Here is a 21,599-nt window from a genome sequence, read left to right as displayed (position 1 = left end):
CACACGCCGGTATGGGTGATCTTGACGAGCACTTCACCCTTGCGTGGCGGCTCAACGTCGATCTCAACGATTTCCAGCGGTTTACCTGGCCCAAAGGCCACTGCTGCACGTGATTTCATGATGTCACTTCCTTTTTTGAGTTGGTCTCCGTCACCAAAACCACCTGGAATTGGTTACCGGAGATACGACCGAACGATGGAGATGGTTTCGTTAATAGACTGTTGCTGCGAGTCGCTCCTCGCCCCTCTGTCAGGAAACTCCTCCCGTAGATGGCTCTCCAGAACGGCCGCCATCAGGCCGTTGATTGCACCGCGCACTGCTGCCAGCTGCTGCAGAACCGCGACACATGTCGGATCAGCCTCCAGGTCGTGCTCTAGAGCCGTGACCTGCTCGCTAATACCTCTAGCGTGACCGAGAGCTTTCTCCTTCTCTTAGGAGCGCTGGGGGTGTTGCCATCCTCCCTTCCCGCTGATGTGATAATACTATACCCCCCTACAGTATCAAGCAGCAAGCTAAAAATTTATTTCCGCTGCTTGCTTCCCTGTGCGGATACCTTTGCCCGCCCGCTTCAAGACAAGGTGACCCCGCAATCGAGCATCCTTTTCCGCTTTCTTCGTGTGCTTCAAATTCCCAAAATGCCTGCCCTGAAGGCCTTGGCGGTCATCACCTATCGCCAACGTTTTGGCGTTCGTCAGTGTGGACGGAACCTCGGAAATGAGATTACAAAATCTGCTACGGATTGACTGAATGCACGAAAAGGCCATCCAGATGGCTCCCTATCAGGCAAATAAGTGTGACGAATGAGAGTTGGATCCTATCTATCCTGAGAGCCAGGTTTCCCTTTTTGCTCGGCTCAACTATATTTATTCAGTTAAGACCTCGTTGTGTCTCTAACCGCTACAGCCTCTGAACCCTTCCAAGAATTAGGGAAACGTGATATGGCGACAGTAATTAGAGATCCGATGGATTTGCTGACCTCGATAGATATGGTTAACACCGGCGGATCAGCATACAAGGACAGTGACAAACGCGTTCTCGCAAGCTGGCCAGCGGACGCGAACGCCCCCCAACTTTCAACCGGCGGCGCCGGCCACACTACTTTCGCCCGCTGGTACAGACCAGCAGAGAGCGATATTTATGAGTTTTCACCGTCCGGAGTGATGCCAGATCACCGAGCGCTTATTCCAATTAGGCCGTGTAATTCTGAGTTTCGTATCGGTGGCAGGAGAGTTTTTAACAAATATATGTCTCCCGGAGACGTCGCTTTAAGCGGCCCTATCTACGCCACACGCAATTGTATTCACAAGGGAGAGCTCGATATGTTTCTTATCAGCTTACCTCCCACATTGCTTTCTGAGGCGGCAGAGACACTAGATGGAAGGGGCTTGTCAACTGACATCATTCTATTTGACGCCCATACCACACAGGATGCCATTTCCAACAACCTTCTCATGGCATGTTTTTTTGCAACTCAAGACTACTCCCCTGCAAACTCGCTTCAACTAGAGAGTCTTGGCTTGGCTTTAGCTATACATCTTGTTGGACAATACAGGAATCGTGAGCGCAAAAGCTCTTTCCCAAAGCAGTCTCCGCTAGCAACTTGGCGACTTAATCGTGTCACAGACTACATCGAGTCAAATCTCAACAAGAGCTTATGCTTAAGCGAACTCAGTGCCATTGCAGGACTCAGTCGCATGCACTTTGCGGCGCAATTTAAGATTGCGACTGGCCTCTCGCCCCACTACTACGTCATGAAGCGGCGAGTTATTGCCGCTCAATCCCTACTATTATCAGGAACTCTCACTGTCCAACAGATTGCTATCGCACTAGGCTTCAGTAGCGCCTCCCATCTTATAAGGCATTTCCGGCAGATCATTGGCGTTCCTCCTGGCCGCTGGCGAGAAGAAATGGCTCGAACAAAGCCACGCTGCTGAACGGAGGATAAATGATGAAGACCTACTCAACCCTGAATGGTCAAGCTCAATGGGCACCCGAACAGCAGGAGTCTTCGGAGAAATCATACATACCCACACCCATGGATGCGCTCCCCTCCTCCGAGACCATCTGGCGCCGGCCTCCCCCTCCCCATAAACTCCCCAGCGGCAATGACGCGCTCATCCGACTCTCCTGCTGGAAAAATTTAAGCTCTGATCCAACGATCGAAGTCCTCTCGGACACAGATGATGACTTTCACGTCGTTACACTGGTGACACGCAGAACACAAGCAGAGTTGTTTATAGACGAAAACAGCGCCTGGAAAGGAGGTATGCCTGGGCAATTATTAGTAACAGGGCCAAAAAGAGGCGCTTGGCGCAAAGTAATAAAACCGCCCTATGAGCATCTGAGAGTGTATCTTCCTCAGCAGCTTATCTCAGAATGTTTTGAAGCAGTTACAGGACATGAAGCTCCACCAGTAATTTCTCTGTGCAATGCCACTTCACTCAGTGATCATGGCGTTTCACACATCCTAGCAGCCCTATTACATGCCCAAAATCGACACGGCGGCAGCAATCCATGCTTAATCGAAACTCTCGGCTTGGCATTGGGTTCACGCCTAGTAGCGTGCCTACATAACCAAAGCCGGCCTAACGACAATGAAACAAAATTTAGATCCGAAAAACTCAGACTTCAAAAAACGCTGGAATACATTAATGAAAACCTAAACAACCACATAACCCTTACTCAACTGAGCAGTATATTTGGTGCAAGCCGATGCCGCTTTACAGTCACATTTAAGCAGCACACAGGCTACACACCACATGCTTACGTTGTGCAACAAAAAATTCTGCGCGCCAAGGAAATCCTTAAGAACACCAAAAGGCCAATTCTTGAAATAGCTTTAGACCTCGGATTCAATAGCCAACCTCATTTCACGAGTTCTTTCCGCAAAGAAGTCGGTCTTACGCCTGCACGCTGGAGACTTGAAAACTTATGAAAAGCCTTTCGGACAGAAAACCATAAGTTATGGCCACTTATTTTTTATCCGTACATGCTGAAAATGTTTATAACTCCTCGCCCGAGAGGGTTTCACTTCCTCTTGACCAAGAACACCACAGTTACTATTACGAATTCGAACTTAATAGTTACCCTAAGACCGGGCTAGGTAGGCATCCATGAATTGATGGAAGTCTTCTTGGTCTAAGGTTTCTAGACGCACTTGCTCCGTTATAGATTCGCTTGCCAGATTCTCAAAGACTTGTTGCTGCTCGGCGGCAAGCGGCATTTCGCGGAAGGCCTTGGCGTGCAGCCTGCTCTGGCGCAGGGAGAACTGGACGAAGCTCTCATTGTGCTCGCTCATGCTCGCCAGCACCTGGGCCGATGGGGTAAGGGAAGCATCATCGACCTTCGCCTGTTGCGCGGCCAGCGCATGCATATGTTCCTCACCGCCCCTAGCGCGGTCGAGCAAAACAGCCAATTGACCTATATGCCTAATCAGCTCGCTTGCCCAGGCCTTCAGGCCGATCGACTGACCATCAAGACACAGCTCCAAACCCGGACGGCGTCCCTCCTTGGCCACTGCAAGGAAGTTGCTGTCGTACTGGTCGCACTCACCGCTGTCAAACTGCGGGCTGTCTTCCAGGGCGCAAAACAGCAGGAACGCGTCGAGGAAGCGCGATTCGGTGAGGTCGATGCCCAATGGCATGAACGGGTTGATGTCCAGACAGCGCACTTCGACGTACTGCACGCCACGGGATGTCAGTGCCTCGATCGGTCGCTCGCCGACGTAAGCGACACGCTTGGGGCGGATGCTCGAATAGTATTCGTTTTCGATCTGCAAAACATTGCTGTTCAGCTGCAACCACTCACCCCGCTTGGTCGTCCCCTTCTGTTCGTACAATGGATAAACCGTATCGAGTGCCTTTCGTATCCCTTCGATGTAGCTGTCGAGACTGTTAAGGCTGGGGGCTAGTCTAGCTTGGGCATTACTCTGATAACCGAGGTCACTCATGCGCAGGCTGGTGGCATAGGGCAGGTAGAGCGTCTCAGCATCGAGCTCCTCGAGCTGGTGCGCTCGCCCACGCAGGAAACCTTTTTCTAGGGCCGGGGAGGCGCCGAATAGATACATCAGCAACCAGCTGTACCGGCGGAAGTTGCGGATTAGTGCGAAGTAAGCCGCAGACTGGTAGTCGCGATCACTCTGCTCACCACTCTCGGTTTCGCGCAGCAGCGGCCACAGCGCCTCGGCCAGGGAGAAGTTGTAATGGATGCCAGCAATGCACTGCATAGTGCGACCGTAGCGCAAGGCCAGTCCCTTGCGGTAGACATGCTTGAACTTGCCGACGTTCGAGGTGCCGTACTCTGCGATCGGGATGTCCTCCTCAGCTGGCAGTATGCAGGGCATCGATGGGCTCCACAGGTACTCGCCATCGAGTTTGGTGTAGACAAAACGATGGACCTGCTCGAGGCTTTCTAGCACTTTTGCCGGGTCGGCCAGGGCCGGGGTGATGAACTCTAGCAGCGACTCGGAATAGTCGGTGGTGATCTGTTCGTTGGTCAGCGCAGAACCCAATGCCGCGGGGTGCGGAGTCTGGGCCAGATGACCACCACCGGTCACGCGCAGGCACTCGCGCTCCACTCCGCGCAGAGATTGACTGAGCAAAGAAAGATTCTGTTCGACCAGTTGCAAGCGACGTAGATAAGACGTGCTTGCAGGAACGCGTTGATTACTGATCAATGTGCATGCCCCACGTGAGAAAACTCGCTGACCAATGCCACCAAGCCAATACCTAACAACAGCCATATGACCTGAAGCGAGGTATCTCCGGTAGTGCGGCGCTGGCGCAGCTGAGGAATCAAGTCCGACAGAGCCACGTAAATGAAGCTGCTACCCGCCAACGTGAGAAGCATAGGTTGCCAATCCCATAACTGGTCCAGCAACGTATATCCGGCAATACCGCCTATAGCGGTCATGGCACCCGCTATGGAGACTTTGCGCACTGCCGCGCTTCGAGGGCTGCCCTGCCTAAGGACTACAAGATCCCCCATGTGATGGGGAACCTCATGCACCAGCACGGAAACGGCGGCGATAAAACCCAGGCGCATATCTGCAACGAAAGCTGAAGCGATCAGCACGCCATCGCCAAAACAATGGATACCATCGCCGACCAATAGCGTCCACCCGGTATTGTGATGATCTTGTTCGTGGTGCGAGTGCTCATGACCGTGATGCCAAAGCTGGGCCTTGCTCAAGAAGAAGAAGAACACCAATCCCACCAACAACGTCAGGAACAGATCGTGGGATTCAGCACCGCTTTCGAAGGCTTCGGGCAACAAATGCAGGAGCGCTGTCGCCAGTAAGGCGCCTGCAGCTAGGCTCAGCAACCCCTGCTGCATATGGCCATCGTTGCGGCGAATCACCTGGGCGCGCACGACCAACTGATCAGCCACCCATACGCTACCAATACCTGCCATCAAAGTGACAAGGACTATGACTATCAATGACATGGACTCAGCACCTGAACAGGAAACAATTCGGTCTTCGACTAGTGACGGAGCACCTAGGTGGCCCGGAGCCTCACCGGACGAAAGCGCTCAACGCACCGCACAGATACTATAGGGGTGTATAGTATTTTTCAAGTCCATCGACACGTGAGAGCTGCTAATCCAGTGTCTGTACTCTGGCCTTTACTAAGCCGCGCAGACTGATCAGGCATAAAGCAGCGATACCTTAGCTAGGTAATGAATTCGCTGCCCAATGAGCTCCGCTTGGTCAGTACACCTGCAACAAGGGCACATGACGACCTCCTGATCGCTATTCAATAGTCTTGGCTATCGCCCAGCCTGACGGCTCAATTCCACCTTGTTCATGACGTAGAAGACGAGATCGCTGCCCCGGCATCGGCACTGAAACCTTGCCTCAGCCCCCCAATGGTCAAACTTTCAAGCTTTACCTAATGAAACTAAACCTTGCTCAAGGGCATACTTCATGAGCGCCACCGGCGTGTCGATGTTGAGCTTGCGGCGGATGCTCAAGCGGTAGGTCTCGACCGTGCGCACACTGATGTCCAGCTCACGTGCCATTTCCTTGTTATTGCGTCCTTTCGCGATCATTACCAGCACCTGCAGCTCCCGGGGCGTTAGGTCGTTTTCGTCACGGCTGCCGCCAACCAGCTTGCGAGTGATCTCAGAGCTATAGAAGCGCCCACCCGCGGCGATGGTCTCAATGGCCGCGACCAGTTCGGCAGACGGCGCGTTCTTGAGCACATAACCCGATGCGCCTGCGCTGATGGAAGTGCGCACATACTCCTGGTGGTCGTACATGCTCAACATGAGAATCCTGATGTCTGGATATAGGCTGCGAAGTCGCTGGGTGAGCTCCAGCCCGTTCATGCCCTGCAGGCCCACGTCGACCAGCAGAATGTCCAGCTCGGTGCTAGCCACCAGCTCGAGTGCCTGCTCCCCCGACTCGGCCTGACCGATTACGTCAAAATGCGCAATGGCGCCGAGCAGCGCCTTGACGCCGTCACGCACAAGGACGTGATCATCGACCAGGGCGATTCTGATTGGCTTGGATGTATTCATGGAATCCTCGGGATTCGAATGGAAACGCTCATGCGTTGACGATCGGTATCTGCACTTGCAGTTCGGTGCGCCCGTGGACCGACGCGAGGGTGACGCTGCCCAGGTGATGATCGGCGCGCTCGCGTATGTTGCGCAGGCCGATGCCGTGGCTGTCGTCCGCGGCATTGGTATCGAACCCTACGCCGTTGTCTTCGACCCGCAGTACGATCATGCCTTGCTGCGCGGTAATCGAGACGATAGCCGTCGTCGCCTTTGCGTGACGCTCCACGTTCGCCAAGGCTTCTTGGATGATACGGAATAGCGTCAGTGAGACCTCCGGCCCCACGTCGGTAGCTGCCATGCCGCACTCGTACTGGGTGCGGATTGACGTGCGTTGCTCGAATTCCCGTACTTGTTGGTCGATAGCCGCCGACAGGCCTAAAGTATCCAGCAATGAGGGCCGCAGATCATGGGAGATCCGGCGTATCTCGCCGATGGCGGCCCCCAGCCGCGTAGTGCCCTTGCGCAGGTTTTCCAACCCCCCTTCTCCACCGCGGGCCAACTCCATGGCCGCCAGCTCGTACTGGAATTTTATCGACACCAGCTCCTGACTGATGCCGTCGTGCAGCTCCCGCGATACTCGCGAGCGCTCTTCTTCCTGCAGATTGACGATGCGCTGGTTTAGCAAGGTCAGCTTGCGGTCAGCCAAGCGATGCTCGCTGACATTAAGCATCAGACCGCCGGCGAAGATCACCAGTACCGCGACCAGCGAGAACGAGGCGATCGCCAACACCGTGGTCAGCACACCTGAGGCCACTTCCTGGCGTGATTTGAGGGTCGCCACCTCTACATCGTCAATGTAGATACCCGTACCGAGCATCCAACCCCAGCGATCGAGCATCACCACGTATGCCAGCTTACCGGTGATCTGTCCGGTGGATGGTTTCTGCCAGTCGTACAACTGATAGCCGTCCCCTTCCCTGGCGCTATTGAGCAGCGCCTTTATGACCGGTAGGCCGTTCTTGTCGGTCATCGTGATCAGTTCCTTGCCGACCAGCTCAGCCTGACGGGGATGCATTAGGTTCTTGCCGTGCTGGTCATAGACGAAGAAGTACCCGTCGCGGCCGAAATTGGCCTGGGACAAGATGGCTAGGGCGCGATTGCGCGTCGCCTCGTCATCCACGCCACCGTCGTACAGCGGTGCGATCAGGCTCATCGCCAGGCTTAGGTAGTTTCTCAGCTCTGCCTTCTTCGCCGTCATGATGCTGCTTTCCACAAGACGCGCCTGTTCCTCTTCCAGCTTGCGACTTTGGGCGAACACCAGGACGCAGATGAACAGCACTGAGAGGATCAGCGGCAGCACACTGAGGGTGACGATCTTGTGCTTGAGTTGCATGGTTTTTTCCGAAGCGAGGAGGAGCTGGCGACGCCACTATGCGGGTTGCCAGCCCTGGAACGCGAGAGCGCCACGATGAACGTGGCGCTCGCTTGCATCAGTGGCCGCTCAGCAGCAACGAACGGGGCGTCCGCTGCCTCCGCCGTAGCGCGCTTCTTGCCGTTCACGGAAGAACACCTCGTAGGACATCACCGGCTTATCCGGATGCTTTCCCTGCATGTGCTCCACGTAGGCATCGTAGTCCGGCATGCCAACCAGCATCCGCGCAGCTTGACCGAGGTATTTACCCATCTTGCTCAAGTCATTGAACATACTGTCGGGCTCCTCAGGCATCGGGCAAGGGCTGGAACGGCGACTCCTTGTCAGTGCGTTCGGGCATGATCCAAGCGCGACGGGCAACCTTGATTGCGAACCAGAGGATGCTCAGAACCACCAGCAGGAACAGCACGGTAAGAGTCGCATTGGTGTAAGCGTTGAACACCACGTGCTGCATCTGCGCCAAATCCTTCGCTGGGGCCAGCACTTGGCCGGCAGCGGCAGCGGTGCTGTACTTGTTGGCCAGGGCCAGGAAGCCCATCGCAGGATTCGGGTCGAGCAGCTTGATCAGCCCGGCCGTGGTGGTGCAGATCAGCAGCCATACCGCCGGCACCAAGGTAACCCAGACATAGCGCTGGCGTTTCATGCGGATCAGCACTACGCATCCGAGCATCAGCGCGATGCCCGCCAGCATCTGGTTGGAGATGCCGAAGAGCGGCCACAGGGTATTGATACCGCCCAGCGGGTCGATCACGCCTTGGTACAGCAGCCAGCCCCACATGGCCACGCAACCAGCGGTAGCAGTTAGGTTAGCGGTCCAGGAGTCGGTCTTCTTCAATGACGGCACGAAGTTGCCCAATAGATCCTGCAGCATGAAGCGCCCAGCTCGGGTACCGGCATCGACCGCTGTGAGGATGAACAGTGCCTCGAACAGAATGGCGAAGTGATACCAAAATGCCATGGTATTCTCGCCCGGCAGTGCCTTGTGGAGGATCTGCGCGATACCTACTGCCAAGGTCGGTGCGCCACCGGCGCGGGCCAGGATGGTGTGTTCGCCAATATCCTTGGCAGTCTGCTGCAGCACTTCAGGGGTGATGGTGAAGCCCCAGCTGCTGACGGTAGTCGCGACACTGGTAACGTCCGCGCCGACCAGGGCCGCCGGGCTGTTCATGGCGAAGTAAACGCCTGGCTCGATCACCGAAGCGGCGACAATGGCCATGATAGCCACGAAGGACTCCATAAGCATCGCGCCATAGCCGATGTAGCGCGCGTGGCCTTCATTGGCCAGCAGCTTCGGCGTGGTTCCAGAACTGATCAGCGCATGGAAGCCTGACACCGCGCCGCAGGCGACAGTGATGAATAGGAACGGGAACAGCGCGCCCTTCCATACCGGGCCCGTGCCATCGATGAAGTGAGTGACGGCCGGCATCTTCAGATCGGGAGCGATGAACAGGATGCCGATAGCCAAAGCGACGATGGTGCCGATTTTGAGGAAGGTTGACAGGTAGTCGCGTGGCGCCAGGATCAGCCACACCGGTAGCACGGCTGCAACGAAGCCGTAACCGATCAGCATCCAAGTGATCTGCACGCCGGTGAAGGTGAATGCCGGCCCCAAGAAGGGATCGGCGGAAACAATTCCGCCGACCCAGATGGAGGCGAGCAACAGCACCACACCAATCACCGAGATCTCGCCGATGTGGCCCGGGCGGATATAACGCATGTAGATGCCCATGAATACCGCAATCGGCAACGTGGCCATCACCGTGAACATGCCCCAGGGGCTTTCCGCCAAGGCCTTGACCACGATCAGCGAGAGCACCGCAAGGATGATGATCATGATCAGGAAGGCACCGAACAATGCGATGGTGCCCGGGATTGGGCCCATTTCCTCGCGCACCAACTCGCCCAGAGAGCGACCGTTGCGGCGGGTGGAGATGAACAGGACCATGAAGTCCTGTACCGCACCGGCTAGCACCACGCCGGCGATCAGCCAGAGCGTGCCAGGGAGGTAGCCCATCTGTGCGGCAAGCACCGGGCCCACGAGTGGACCTGCACCGGCGATGGCGGCGAAGTGGTGGCCGAAGAGGATGTGCTTGTTGGTAGGGATGTAGTCCAGGCCGTCGTTGTTGAGCACGGCGGGCGTGGCGCGCGTGGCGTCCAGCTGCATCACTTTGTTGGCGATGAACAGGCTATAGTAACGGTAGGCGATCAGATAGACAGCAACGGCTGCAGTCACAATCCAGAGGGCGCTGATGGCTTCGCCCCTGCGCAATGCCAGAGTGCCTAGAGCAAATGCACCCAGCAAGGCGACGGCGAACCAGGCAATTCGGGTAGCCAGTGTGGTCATTGAAAGTTCTCCTGCCGCGGGTATAGCCCGGCGGCGGTTCTTGTTTTTGTGTGGGTCCAGATAGGGACGGTGACACTCTGGCCGCCCTAGATCGGCAAGAACATTCGCATTAATACGAGGCCACACTCCGTAGTACTACGTAGCTAGGAACACAGCAGCGCTCCCATCACTTCTCCGCAATGAGCTGACATATAACGTCAGCGACAGGGCGTCACTGACTTCTAGATCGAAGCGAACCTTCTAACAAAGCCATTGTAAAAGCAATAGCAATATCGCTGGACAAACAGTCGTCGAAATTAGAGACGTCGATTCAGACTTTCGACCAGCATTTCGAAAACCACATCAACTCTTGGGCAGTTATCGGTCCGCTGAGGGTGACACACGTAGATCGGCCAACTCGCGCGCTCTAGCTCCGGTAGTACTTCTATCAACTCACGATTTGCTAGGTATGGCAAACACGTCATGCCCTGAATATAGCTAATCACATGCCCTGCCCGGGTAGCTTCCAATTGACTATATAAATCGTCAGTGGTTAGGTAGGGCTGCGCGGGAAAGAACTGGCGGCCTTGGTGAATATACCAGGGACAAGCTCTGCCTGTAGCGGGGTCCGTTACTGTACTAAGAGGGAAATTCTGTTGTAGGTCCTCGATATTCTTAGGCATGCCAATGCGGTCGATAAGCGAAGGGGCGGCTACGATCCGATTGCGCGTAACGCCAGCCTTACGCACGATCCATCTGTTATCGGATGGCAGGTCCAAGGTGATTAATATATCAACCCCCTGACCGTCGAAATCATCCAACGCACCCAGCTTTACATTCCACTTCAGAATGACACTCGGGTAACTCCGAAGACCATCGAGTATGTCTCCTAAGATGAGTCGCATGCATGGAGAGTCAGGTACAGACACACGCACTAAACCGCTCACCAGATCCTGTCTCACCTGACAACGATTCTGAAATAGCCGCTCGCTATCTTTTATGAGCTGCCTGGCTTGGGGCAGCAATTGCTCTCCGAAACCACTTAATCTGACCTGCCTAGTAGTACGATAAAAAAGTACCTCTCCAAACTCTCTCTCCAAGGCTCCGATTGTACGCGTGACCACTTGAGGGGATAGATTAAGTCGATTTGCCGCATCACGGAACTGCAAGACCTCTGCGACGACACAGAAGATTTTCAGGGCTTCTAGGCGATTAAGCATGATTTCCGACTCTAGAATTAAGGGGGCATTGATGATGAATTTCCATCCCCCCCTTCGAAGCCAGCTCCTCACGCGAGGAGCTGAGTTAAACTATTTGGCTGGTCAATTCAATAACCAGAAGCACGCCCCCAATAGCACATGGGTTCTACTAGAACCCTGTACTAAATGATCAAGTGGATCAGTCACAGCAAAACCTTAGCCATGCCGTGCGATGATCAAGGCCCCTACGAGCCCAATGCCATATTGAAAGCACTCTACTTGGTTCGCTTGAGCTGCTCAGCAAGGAATGGTGCGGTTCGACTGCCTGACGTCCTTGCCACTAATCTAGGAGTGTCGGACGCAACGATGTGCCCACCCTCCTCACCCGCACCAGGCCCTATGTCTATCACCCAATCGGCCTGAGCTACAGCACGCATGTCGTGCTCAATCATCACCACGGTATTACCGGCATCGACTAGGCGTTGCAGTTGCACAAGCAAACGGTCAGCGTCAGAAGCGTGCAGACCAGTGGTAGGCTCGTCGAGCACGTACAGGCTACGGCCTCGCTGGCTTCGCTGCAGCTCCGTGGCTAGCTTGATGCGCTGTGCTTCGCCACCCGATAGTTCGGTGGCGGGCTGGCCCAGGCGCAGATAGCCCAGCCCGATTTCCTGCAGCAGTTGCAGCGGCCGCGCGATGGCGTCTTCGCTGGCGAAGAAGTCACAGGCTTCTTCCACCGTCATCTGCAATACTTCGGCGATGTTGCGCCCGTTCCAGCGTACCTTGAGCGTGGCCTCGTTGTAGCGGGCGCCATGGCAGGTCGGACAGGGGGCGTAGACACTGGGCATGAACAGCAGCTCGACGCTGACGAAACCCTCCCCTTCGCACGTATCACAACGCCCCTTCGCCACGTTGAAAGAAAATCGGCCAGCGTCATAACGATGCCGGCGCGCGTCCGGCGTGGCGGCGAAAAGCTTGCGTACGTGATCGAATAAACCGGTATAGGTGGCCAAGTTTGAACGTGGCGTGCGGCCAATCGGCTTCTGGTCGACCTGGACCAGGCGCTGGACGACATCCACATCACCGGCGAGATGACCTCCTGTAGCCTCGATAACAGCAGGACCTTCGCTGTTAGCATTTTCAGCTGCATCATCTTCGGGCTCGTGCCCTAGGTGCAGTAGCAACAGCTCTGGCAGGGCCTGCGCGACCAGACTGGACTTACCCGAACCGGAGATACCGGTAACCGCCGTCAGCACACCCAGCGGGATACGTGCATCCACGCCGTGCAGGTTGTGCCGCCGGATGCCTAGCAGCTCCAGCCACCCGGTCGGTTCGCGCTCGTGGCTAGCCGGTGCGGGGATTTCGTCGAACAAGTACCGCGCAGTTCGCGACTCCGCAATCTCGCGCAATCCTTCTGGCACACCACTGTAGAGCACGCGCCCACCCCGCTCCCCCGCATCTGGTCCTACATCCACCAGCCATTGCGCGCGGCGCATCAAGTCCAGGTCGTGCTCAACCACGAAGAGCGAGTTACCAGCATCGCGCAGTTTATCCAGCGAGTCGTACAGTGCATGGCTGTCAGAGGGGTGCAGACCTGCAGAAGGTTCATCGAGCACATACACCACGCCAAACAGCATGGAGCTCAGTTGCGTGGCCAAGCGCAAGCGCTGCAACTCGCCAGCCGACAGCGTCGGCGTGGCCCGATCCAGCGTGAGGTAGCCCAGGCCCAATCCGCGCAGTTGGCGCAGACGCGCCATTACCCCACCGGCCAGGCGCTGCGCGGCGAGACGCTTCTCCTCCGACAGCGCCGACGTAAGGCGCACGTCAGGCGATACCGCATGGACCGCACGACCACTTGCGGCCCGTTCGGCTCGATCACGGCGTGTCGCTTCGCGGTCGGTACCCTCGCCAGCCGTGTGGGCGCGGAAGTCGCCTTGGGCAATGGGCTCGAGCAGCGCCGCTAAGCGGTCTAGGGGCATTTGCATGAACTCGCCAATGTCCACCCCGGCAAAGGTCACCGACAGCGCCTCGGCCTTGAGTCGCTTGCCGTGGCAGGCCGGGCACAGCTTGCCTTCCATGTAGCGCGACACGCGCTTTCTCATCAACGCGCTCTGGGTGTTGGCAAAGGTGTGCAGCACGTAACGTCGGGCGCCCGTGAAGGTGCCCATATAGCTGGGTTCGAGTTTACGCTTGAGCGCCTGTTGAGTCTCGGCAGGCGTGAAACCCGCGTAGACCGGCACCGTGGGCGTCTCTTCCGTGAACAGGATCCATTCACGGTCCTTTTTCGGCAAATCCTTCCAGGGACGGTCGACGTCGTAGCCCAGGGTGACCAGGATGTCGCGTAGGTTCTGGCCGTGCCAGGCCGGTGGCCAGGCGGCGATGGCCCGTTCACGGATGCTCAGTGACGGATCAGGCACCATGGTCGCCTCCGTCACCTCGTACACATGGCCCAGACCATGACAGGCCGGGCATGCGCCTTGCGGGGTGTTTGGCGAGAAATCCTCGGCGTACAACATCGGCTGGTTGGCCGGATAAGCGCCGGCGCGCGAGTACATCATGCGCACAAGACTAGACAGTGTGGTCACGCTCCCCACCGAAGAACGCGCATTGCTCGCCCCTCGTTGCTGCTGCAACGCGACAGCAGGCGGCAGGCCGTCGATCGCATCTACGTCAGGTACACCCGCCTGGTCGATCAACCGCCGGGCATACGGGGCTACCGATTCGAAGTAGCGCCGCTGTGCCTCAGCATAGATGGTGCCGAAGGCCAGCGAAGACTTGCCAGAGCCGGAGACACCGGAAAACACCACCAGCGCATTGCGCGGAATAGCGACATCCACGTCCTTGAGATTGTTCTCCCGCGCACCGCGCACTTCCACTTGGCCGCTGGCCGCAGCAGTGCACGAGGATTCACCGTATGAAGGATTTGGCATAGCTTACTGTCCTACAGTTCGTGGATGGCTGAGCGCTGAAAGTCCGGGCAACATCCGGCTCAATCTGGCGATGCCGAATCATCGAGCGAGTGCAGCCAGGCAAGCTTTTCTCCCAGCTTGCGCTCGCGCCCGCGGTCCGTGGGTTGGTACCAGCCCGGTCGCATCACCCCTTCTGGAAAATAGGTCTGCCCCGCGGCGTAGGCGTTGGGTTCATGGTGCGCATAGCGGTAACCTTCGCGATAGCCCATCTGGCTCATGAGCTTGGTCGGCGCATTGCGCAGGTGCAACGGCACAGGCATCGAGCCGGTGCTCTTAACGAAGGCCTTGGCCTGGTCCCAGGCGGCGTAGGCCGCATTCGACTTGGGCGCCAAGGCAAGGTAGGTCACCGCCTGGGCAAGAGGGATTTCGCCCTCGGGAGAGCCCAGCCTTTCATAGGCTTGTGCGGCGTTGAGTGCCAGTTGCAACGCCTGGGGGTCAGCATTGCCGATGTCTTCGCTGGCCATCACCACCATGCGCCGAATCACCTGGGTGACGTCCCCACTGCCATCGAGGATCCGTGCCAGCCAATACAGCGCCGCATCCGGATCGGAGCCACGCAATGACTTATGAAAGGCGGATAACTGCCAATAGAACTCGTCGCCTCCCTTGTCGAAGCGGCGCAACGATGGGCTCGTCGACAACCTGGCGAACTCACCGTCGACCGTTGTCTTGCTCGCGCCGGACGCTGCAGCGGCTACCTGCTCGAGCAGGTTCAGGAAGCGCCGGCCATCGCCATCAGCGAAGCCTTTGAGCAAGTCCAGTGCTTCCGCGTCCAGGGCAACCCCGGCCAGATGCGGCAACGCGCGCTCATACAGTTGCTGCAGTTCATCGTGGGACAGCGGTTCGAGGGTGTAGACCTGCGCCCGCGAAAGCAGCGCCGAGTTGACCGCTAACCCTGGGTGTTCGGTGGTACCGCCTACCAGTGTCAGCAGCCCGGACTCGACATGCGGCAACAGTGCGTCTTGCTGCGCCTTGTTGAATCGATGAATCTCATCGACGAACAGCACCGTCGAACGACCATGCCCATCCAGCTCGGCCTGAGCATCGTCAATGGCCTGGCGGATGTCCTTCACCCCGGCTAGCACAGCGGAAATGGCGATGAACTGACTATCGGTGACACTGGCGGCCAGGCGTCCCAGCGTGGTTTTGCCCACACCGGGTGGCCCCCAGAGGATAAACGAGTGCAGTTTGCCTGCCTCGAACGCCAGGCGCAGTGGTTTGCCGGCCCCCAACAGATGCTGCTGCCCGACGAACTCTTCCAGGGACCTGGGGCGCAAACGCTCAGCCAAGGGCGGCTCAGGCTTTGTCGTAAACAGATCGACCAAGATCATCTCCCAGCATGGCTGATAGTTGAAGGCGCCACAAAGCAGGATCGGCGTCTGCGTGATTAGGCGAGGCTTCGCAAAGAATAGTTGCTGGAACCTGAATCAAGCCCCGGAGCACTCCCTGGACCAAGCCGACCGCATCAGGAAGATTTCTCTTCCCCTGCATGGTCACCATGGGCATGCCTGATTCGCCGAACCGTCCACCAGATCGCCAAAATGACCACGGGTACCAGCCCAGCGATCACCAGCTCAGGAGCAACCTTGTCATGAACTCCTGGGATACCTTTGAGCAGATACGCCAGCAGGCTAACGACGTAATAGGAAATAGCCGCCACCGACAAGCCTTCAACGGTTTGTTGAAGGCGCAGTTGCAACTTGGCGCGATTGTTCATCGACTCCAGAAGGTCCCGGTTCTGACGCTCAAGCTCAACGTCGATCCAAGACCGTAGCAATGCAATGGCGCGCGTCAGCTTGTCGGAAAGCTTGGTCTGGCGTTCCTTGACCGACTGGCAGGTGCGCATCGCTGGCGCAATGCGCCTATGCAGGAAATCGCGCCACGTGCAGTAGCCCGCTACTGACTCCTCCGCCAACGCATCCAACCGCTCTTCGACGATCTCGTAGTACGCCCGACTCGCGCCGAAACGATAAAGGTTCGCTGCCACACCGGCCTCCAGCTCCGCCCCGAGGCTGGTAAGCTCAGCCAGCAGAACATCGTTGTCACGACGCGCGCCCTTGCCGGTGCGCATTTCGTCAGTGATGGCCGCGAGTTGCGATTCCATGCGCCGCAGATCCACGGTCAAAGAGCGTGTCAGCGGGAGCGCCAGGAGTGCTAAAGTGCGGTAGGTCTCGATTTCCAGCAGGCGCTGGGCGAGCGCTCCTGCGCGAGCCTGAGTCAAGTCACGGTCAAGAATGAGGATGTTCGTCAAACCATCCGCGTCCTGCCGAAAGTCGGTCACAATAGCGGCTGCGCCGTTCTCCACCACCGAATAGCACAGGCTAACAGGGTCAAAACGTTCAATCTCCTGTTCAGCCGCCTCGGTCCAAGGCAATACATTCAGGCGAATACCTGAGATTACCGGACCTGGTGGAACGAACCCTCGCTTGAAGGGATTCTCTCCACAAGGTGCTCCCGTCTCGGGATCAAGCACAGCACTCCACAGATAGGTCGAGAACTCGGTGTGCTTCTCGCAGTGCAAGTCACCTTCGTCCCAAGTCAAGCCGTGAAGCGGCGTCGTATTGTCGGGTTCCGCAACACCCAAGCGTTGAGACAGTTCGGTCATCGCCGCCTGATCTTTAGCTGAGTCACCTTCGGTGATGAAGGCAAGCTGCAATAAACCTCGTGGGGCCTGGATAAGCAAATGCGGCCGCGCATGAACTTCGTTCACAGCTGCAGCTCGATCAGCCAAGGCCTGCATACCGTACACAGTTGTTTGGAAGGCGGGGTTAGGGGCCATATCGAGTTGGGGCGGCTGTTTCATAGCGACCTCATTTTTCGTTGAAATTAAAGGTATCACGTGTCGTGGTAGAAGACTTTTGGCGTATCCCACACGTGGCCAGCGTCCTTGTGAAGAAGGTAGCCGGCTAGCACATGACAGGATAGACACGGAACAGGTTAACTCGCGCCATTAGCACTCAGCTTGCATCAAGTGCGATGCCTGAGATCATCACAATTCGGCTATCGGTGAGACTTTCGCGATATATCTCATGGGTGACAGGGGCGCAAAATCGAATTTACTCTTCGTTGCGCCTAGCCATTCCGGACCAATTCCCCAGCGAAAACACCTCATCCTTGCGGCGATTCAAGTGCGATTCTGGCTCGTTGTAAGCGCCCTACCAGCGGGGATGGCCACGCATGTGCAGCTTCAAGGCTAAGATTTACGCTCCCCTGCAAACGCAGGACCATAAAAATTAGCGAAGGTAGGACCTGACAATGGAGATCGTGTCATCAATCGACTGCTTCTGCGAATCACTTCTAGCATCGGTGTGCGGAAACTCCTCCCGTAGATAACTCTCCAGGATTGCGGCCATTAAGCCATTCACGGCTCCGCGCACAGCCGCTAGCTGCTGAAGAATCGCAGCACACTCAGCACCATCATCTAGTGCTTGCTCAAGAGCTCCTACCTGGCCTTTGATGCGTCGCACACGGGTCAGCGCTTGCTTTTTCTCACGGGGATTATGGGGCATCGAACACCTTCAAGGGTTGGACGCATGCATCATACTATACTACCGGGCAGTATGAAAGCTTGCGCATGATTGAAAACCGTCGCTCACATTGCGCTCGAAGCACACCATCCGAATCCGAAGCTGCCCGCGCTGAAAACGACATATTAAAAGCTGAAGGGCAGAAAACACACGCCCGTGAGTCGCTCAAACTAATCGCCGCGCCTCACTTCGTGAGAAAAATCCATGCAGCTGGCGCCTCGCTTCTGGCAGAGCACTTCCATGCTCTCACCGTAAAATTCCCAGTCTGTTTCCTAAGAGCCTCCACTTAACGGAGACTCACTCAGCAGCGACAAAATCCATCTAGTGCAGGCGCTAGCCTGCACTGAGACGATCTCGTCCATGCTGCACGGACTGACAATCTTCCCTGACTATCAATCCACCGCTGCAGCCTTACTTGGGTTCCAGCTCGGCGGGCCCACGCTTGGCCTGCGGTGTCGACCGCATGATCAGACGTGAACCGCGATAACCGACACTGTGGTTCCAGACCCAACTCAGCGCGACACTCAAGCGATTGCGCACGCCAATTAGGAAATAGATGTGCGCCAGCTTCCAGATCCACCAAGCGAGTGCCCCACGCAGCTTCAGACGCCCCATGTCGATCACCGCCAGGCTACGACCGATGGTGGCGAGGTTACCCTGGTGCTTGTACTTGAACGGCTCATCCACACTTTTGCCTTTCAGCCGCTTCTTGATCAGATTGGCAACGTACTGGCCTTGCTGCTTGGCCGCCGGCGCGATACCTGGCACGTACTTGCCATCCGGCATCGCCGATGCCGCCGTGTCGCCAATCACGAAAATCTCGGGATGCCCCGGCACGCTCATGTCCGGCCTGACCAGCACTCGACCGGCACGATCCGCCTCGGCATTCAGCCAACGAGCGGCGGGTGACGCTTGCACCCCGGCCGCCCAGACAATGGTCTTAGCTGGAAGCGGCTTGCCCGCAACGATGACACCGTCAGCCGAGCAGTCGGTGACCGGAGCGCCCAAAGCCACTTCAACGCCAAGCTTTTCCAGTGCGCGTCGAGTGTAGTCCGAGAGCTTCTCAGGGAACACCGGCAGCAGACGCGGCCCCGCCTCGATCAGCACCACCCGGGTAGCCCGCGGATCAATGGAACGGAAGTCATGGGCCAACGTGTCTTTCGCCAGCTCAGCGATCGTGCCCGCCAGTTCGACACCCGTGGGACCGCCGCCGATGATCACGAAGGTCTGCAGTGCGGCACGCTCCGCTGGATTATTGGAGCGTTCGGCCTCCTCGAACGCGGAGAGAATCCGTCCGCGAATCGTGGCGGCGTCCTCCAGGGTCTTCAGACCGGGCGCATGGGGCTCCCATTCATCATGACCAAAGTAGGCGTGCGTTGCCCCCGTCGCCAGGACCAGCGTGTCGTAACCGACGGTCGAACCGTTGTCGAGCAGGACTTGTCGCGAGTCGACATCCACGCCCTGCACCTCCGCCATAAGCGTCTGCACATTCTGACGGTTGCGGAACAGGTAGCGAATCGGCCAGGCAATTTCGGAGGTCGACAGCGACGCCCCGGCCACCTGGTACAGCAGGGGCTGGAACAGGTGATAGTTGCGGCGGTCGATGATCGTTACGTCCACGTCGGCGCCGGAGAATCCGTTGACAACGTCCAGCCCGCCGAAACCCGCGCCAACGACGACGACATGGTGCCGTTTGTCAGAGGTCTTTTTCATCTTCAGGGTCTCCCAGTGTTCAGCGATTCAACGCAGCCGCATGGTGGGCCATGTGTCCGCCCAGGTAGCTCGAAATAAAGTAGTAGCTATGGTCATGCCCGGGCCGCAGGTTGAGGGTCAGCGGATGCCCTGCCTGTTCACAGGCGGCGCGCAGCAATTCCGGCCGCAGCTGGTTCTCGAGAAACTCATCGCCCAGCCCTTGATCGACCAGCAACGGCAAGCGCTCTTGCGCAGTACGGATCAGTTCAACCGTGTCATAGCGCTTCCAGGCATCCTGGTTGTGCTCGCCCAGGTAAGCCGCCAGAGCCTTCTGCCCCCAGGGCACTTGCGTGGGGGCGACGATCGGCGAGAATGCCGACACACTCGCATAACGACCTGGGTTGCGCAGTGCAATGACCAGGGCACCGTGTCCACCCATGGAGTGCCCGCTGATGCTGCGCTTGGACGACGCAGGGAAGTTAGCCTCGATCAGTGCCGGCAGTTCATCGACCACATAGGAATACATCTGGAAGTGATCGCTCCAGGGCAGCTCCGTGGCGTTCACATAGAAACCCGCCCCTTGGCCGAGGTCGTAGGCCGCGTCGTCGGCGACGTTCTCCCCGCGCGGGCTGGTATCGGGGGCAACGACTATGATCCCGTGCCGCGCGGCATAACGTTGTACCGCCGCCTTGGTGATGAAGTTTTGCTCCGTGCAGGTCAGCCCCGAGAGCCAGTAAAGCACCGGGCGCTCTTCATGCTCGGCCTGAGGAGGAAGATAAATTCCGAACTTCATCGTGCAACCGAGCACGGTCGACTCATGCTGATAGACGTCCTGCCAACCCTCGAAGCTGGCGTGATGTTCAATGCGTTCCATGGATACTCTCCTTAACTCAACGAGGTAATGGCCAGGTGCCAATTAACACGCTGTGTCGTCCTCCGATTCTGGAGAGGTACAGGCGTGCGTTGCTTTGACTACCATCAACCAGGTGTCCAGCGTTGCCGCTGGCATGAGGATCGCTACTACAAACTCAGGCGCTACTGCACCGCGAAGGCCAGATGTCGTCTTAGATGTACAAGCAATAAAATGTGCAACCCAGTGCGCCACTGCTGCGATAAGCCCGGCAGCTGACTTGGCCCACTGACCCGCTTTGAATTCGGTGTTATCTGCATCACGCACTTTGTGCGTGTGCACTGCCCTGCATCGATCATCGAGGCCGGACTGCAATGCTTTTGGAGCACATGTCAGCTGACGTGGTCTCCGAGTGCCGTGGCCGCGTGGCATGAGTAGGCATGCCAGGCACGGTCACGGCCAGGGCGGAAGGTGCGGTCGTTCTAACCGGAGCAGGCTCCGTTCACAACGACCTCACGACTCCTTGGTTTCAGACAAAGGTGTAGGCACACACTTTGTTACCAGCTGGGTCACGCAGGTAGGCCGCGTAGGCACCCGGCAGGTGGCCACGTGGACCTGGCTGACCTTCATCGCTACCGCCAGCGGCGAGGCCGGCAGCGTGGAACGCATCCACTTCAGCGGTGGTGGCGGCAGCGAAACCGACGGTTACGCCATTGCTGGTAGGTGCAGCACCATTGCCTGGACGGGCGATGATGAACGCTGGCTTGTCACGGCCGTACAGCACCCAATCGTTACCGAAAGGACCCAGGTTCTTGATGCCGAGGGCACCCAGAGCCGCATCGTAGAATGCGGACGATTTCTTGATGTCGGCGGCGCCGAAGAACACGTGGGAGAAGATGTCGTTACCGGAAATTACTGGAGTAGCCATTTAATGTGTTTCCTTGAGTATTGATGTTTAACGATCAGGTAGTGATCAGTAGTGAATAACGGTGCGAATCGACTTGCCTTCATGCATCAGGTCGAACGCTTCGTTGATTTCATCGAGCCCCATGGTGTGGGTGACAAACGGCGCCAGGTCGATCTCGCCTTTCATCGCGTCTTCCACC

At 57.3% G+C, this 21,599-nt stretch carries 16 protein-coding genes and 3 pseudogenes; 2 read left to right on the top strand and 17 right to left on the bottom strand.

Going from position 1 to position 21,599, the window contains the following annotated elements; translation table 11 throughout:
* Both K5E40_RS32845 and K5E40_RS32840 read right to left on the bottom strand, forming a co-directional pair.
* Positions 1–119, bottom strand: a pseudogene (locus tag K5E40_RS32845) (S-(hydroxymethyl)glutathione dehydrogenase); the annotation flags it as partial.
* A gap of 54 nt (positions 120–173) precedes the next feature.
* Positions 174–431: pseudogene (locus tag K5E40_RS32840) on the bottom strand (metal-sensing transcriptional repressor); the annotation flags it as partial.
* Positions 432–938: 507 nt separating this feature from the next.
* Between K5E40_RS32840 and K5E40_RS32835 the strand changes: the two are divergent.
* Positions 939–1,934, top strand: coding sequence for a helix-turn-helix domain-containing protein (locus K5E40_RS32835; RefSeq protein WP_016968906.1), 996 nt, complete (start codon positions 939–941; stop codon positions 1,932–1,934).
* An 11-nt stretch (positions 1,935–1,945) separates the two neighbouring features.
* Entirely contained in the window at positions 1,946–2,935 is a 990-nt protein-coding gene (locus K5E40_RS32830; RefSeq protein WP_079384156.1) for an AraC family transcriptional regulator, read from the top strand.
* A 153-nt stretch (positions 2,936–3,088) separates the two neighbouring features.
* Here the strand turns inward: K5E40_RS32830 and gshA are convergent, their stop codons facing one another.
* The 15 genes and pseudogenes from gshA to K5E40_RS32755 form a co-directional block, all read right to left on the bottom strand.
* Positions 3,089–4,675 carry a glutamate--cysteine ligase gene (gene gshA, locus K5E40_RS32825; protein ID WP_016968907.1) on the bottom strand — a complete coding sequence of 529 codons (1,587 nt, stop codon included), beginning with the start codon at positions 4,673–4,675 and terminating at the stop codon, positions 3,089–3,091.
* Complete coding sequence (locus K5E40_RS32820) at positions 4,672–5,445, bottom strand: ZIP family metal transporter (RefSeq protein WP_016968908.1); 774 nt, start codon at positions 5,443–5,445, stop codon at positions 4,672–4,674. Before K5E40_RS32820 ends, gshA begins: the two co-directional genes overlap by 4 nt.
* 435 nt (positions 5,446–5,880) lie before the next feature.
* Entirely contained in the window at positions 5,881–6,522 is a 642-nt protein-coding gene (locus tag K5E40_RS32815) for a response regulator transcription factor (RefSeq protein WP_016968909.1), read from the bottom strand.
* Between the two features lie 28 nt (positions 6,523–6,550).
* Positions 6,551–7,897: a cache domain-containing protein gene (locus K5E40_RS32810; RefSeq protein ID WP_016968910.1), complete on the bottom strand. Its 1,347-nt coding sequence runs from the start codon at positions 7,895–7,897 to the stop codon at positions 6,551–6,553.
* A 108-nt stretch (positions 7,898–8,005) separates the two neighbouring features.
* A complete protein-coding gene (locus K5E40_RS32805) occupies positions 8,006–8,209 on the bottom strand; it encodes a YbdD/YjiX family protein (protein WP_026000005.1) in 204 nt (67 codons plus the stop codon).
* 13 nt (positions 8,210–8,222) lie between these two features.
* Positions 8,223–10,280 carry a carbon starvation CstA family protein gene (locus K5E40_RS32800; protein ID WP_016979606.1) on the bottom strand — a complete coding sequence of 686 codons (2,058 nt, stop codon included), beginning with the start codon at positions 10,278–10,280 and terminating at the stop codon, positions 8,223–8,225.
* A gap of 296 nt (positions 10,281–10,576) precedes the next feature.
* Positions 10,577–11,479 (bottom strand): LysR family transcriptional regulator, encoded by a 903-nt coding sequence (locus K5E40_RS35830; protein ID WP_016973498.1) that lies wholly within the window; start codon positions 11,477–11,479, stop codon positions 10,577–10,579.
* A 254-nt stretch (positions 11,480–11,733) separates the two neighbouring features.
* The gene (locus tag K5E40_RS32790) at positions 11,734–14,385 is read right to left on the bottom strand and encodes an excinuclease ABC subunit UvrA (protein WP_221734278.1); all 2,652 of its coding nucleotides are present in this window, start codon (positions 14,383–14,385) and stop codon (positions 11,734–11,736) included.
* Positions 14,386–14,444: 59 nt separating this feature from the next.
* Positions 14,445–15,755: a replication-associated recombination protein A gene (locus K5E40_RS32785; protein ID WP_016973496.1), complete on the bottom strand. Its 1,311-nt coding sequence runs from the start codon at positions 15,753–15,755 to the stop codon at positions 14,445–14,447.
* Between the two features lie 134 nt (positions 15,756–15,889).
* Positions 15,890–17,227: a DUF3422 family protein gene (locus tag K5E40_RS32780; RefSeq protein ID WP_016973495.1), complete on the bottom strand. Its 1,338-nt coding sequence runs from the start codon at positions 17,225–17,227 to the stop codon at positions 15,890–15,892.
* 430 nt (positions 17,228–17,657) lie between these two features.
* The gene (gene frmR / locus K5E40_RS32775) at positions 17,658–17,933 is read right to left on the bottom strand and encodes a formaldehyde-responsive transcriptional repressor FrmR (protein WP_016973494.1); all 276 of its coding nucleotides are present in this window, start codon (positions 17,931–17,933) and stop codon (positions 17,658–17,660) included.
* Between the two features lie 429 nt (positions 17,934–18,362).
* A complete protein-coding gene (locus tag K5E40_RS32770) occupies positions 18,363–19,664 on the bottom strand; it encodes an NAD(P)/FAD-dependent oxidoreductase (RefSeq protein WP_221734277.1) in 1,302 nt (433 codons plus the stop codon).
* A gap of 19 nt (positions 19,665–19,683) precedes the next feature.
* On the bottom strand, positions 19,684–20,517 hold the full coding sequence (gene fghA, locus K5E40_RS32765) for an S-formylglutathione hydrolase (protein ID WP_016974634.1): 834 nt from the start codon (positions 20,515–20,517) through the stop codon (positions 19,684–19,686).
* A gap of 505 nt (positions 20,518–21,022) precedes the next feature.
* Entirely contained in the window at positions 21,023–21,421 is a 399-nt protein-coding gene (locus K5E40_RS32760) for a VOC family protein (protein ID WP_053870539.1), read from the bottom strand.
* 45 nt (positions 21,422–21,466) lie between these two features.
* A pseudogene (locus tag K5E40_RS32755) lies at positions 21,467–21,599 on the bottom strand (S-(hydroxymethyl)glutathione dehydrogenase); the annotation flags it as partial.

It is taken from the genome of Pseudomonas baetica (assembly GCF_019733355.1).
Lineage (GTDB): Bacteria > Pseudomonadota > Gammaproteobacteria > Pseudomonadales > Pseudomonadaceae > Aquipseudomonas > Aquipseudomonas baetica_A.
This window is presented reverse-complemented; position numbering and strand designations above follow the sequence as displayed.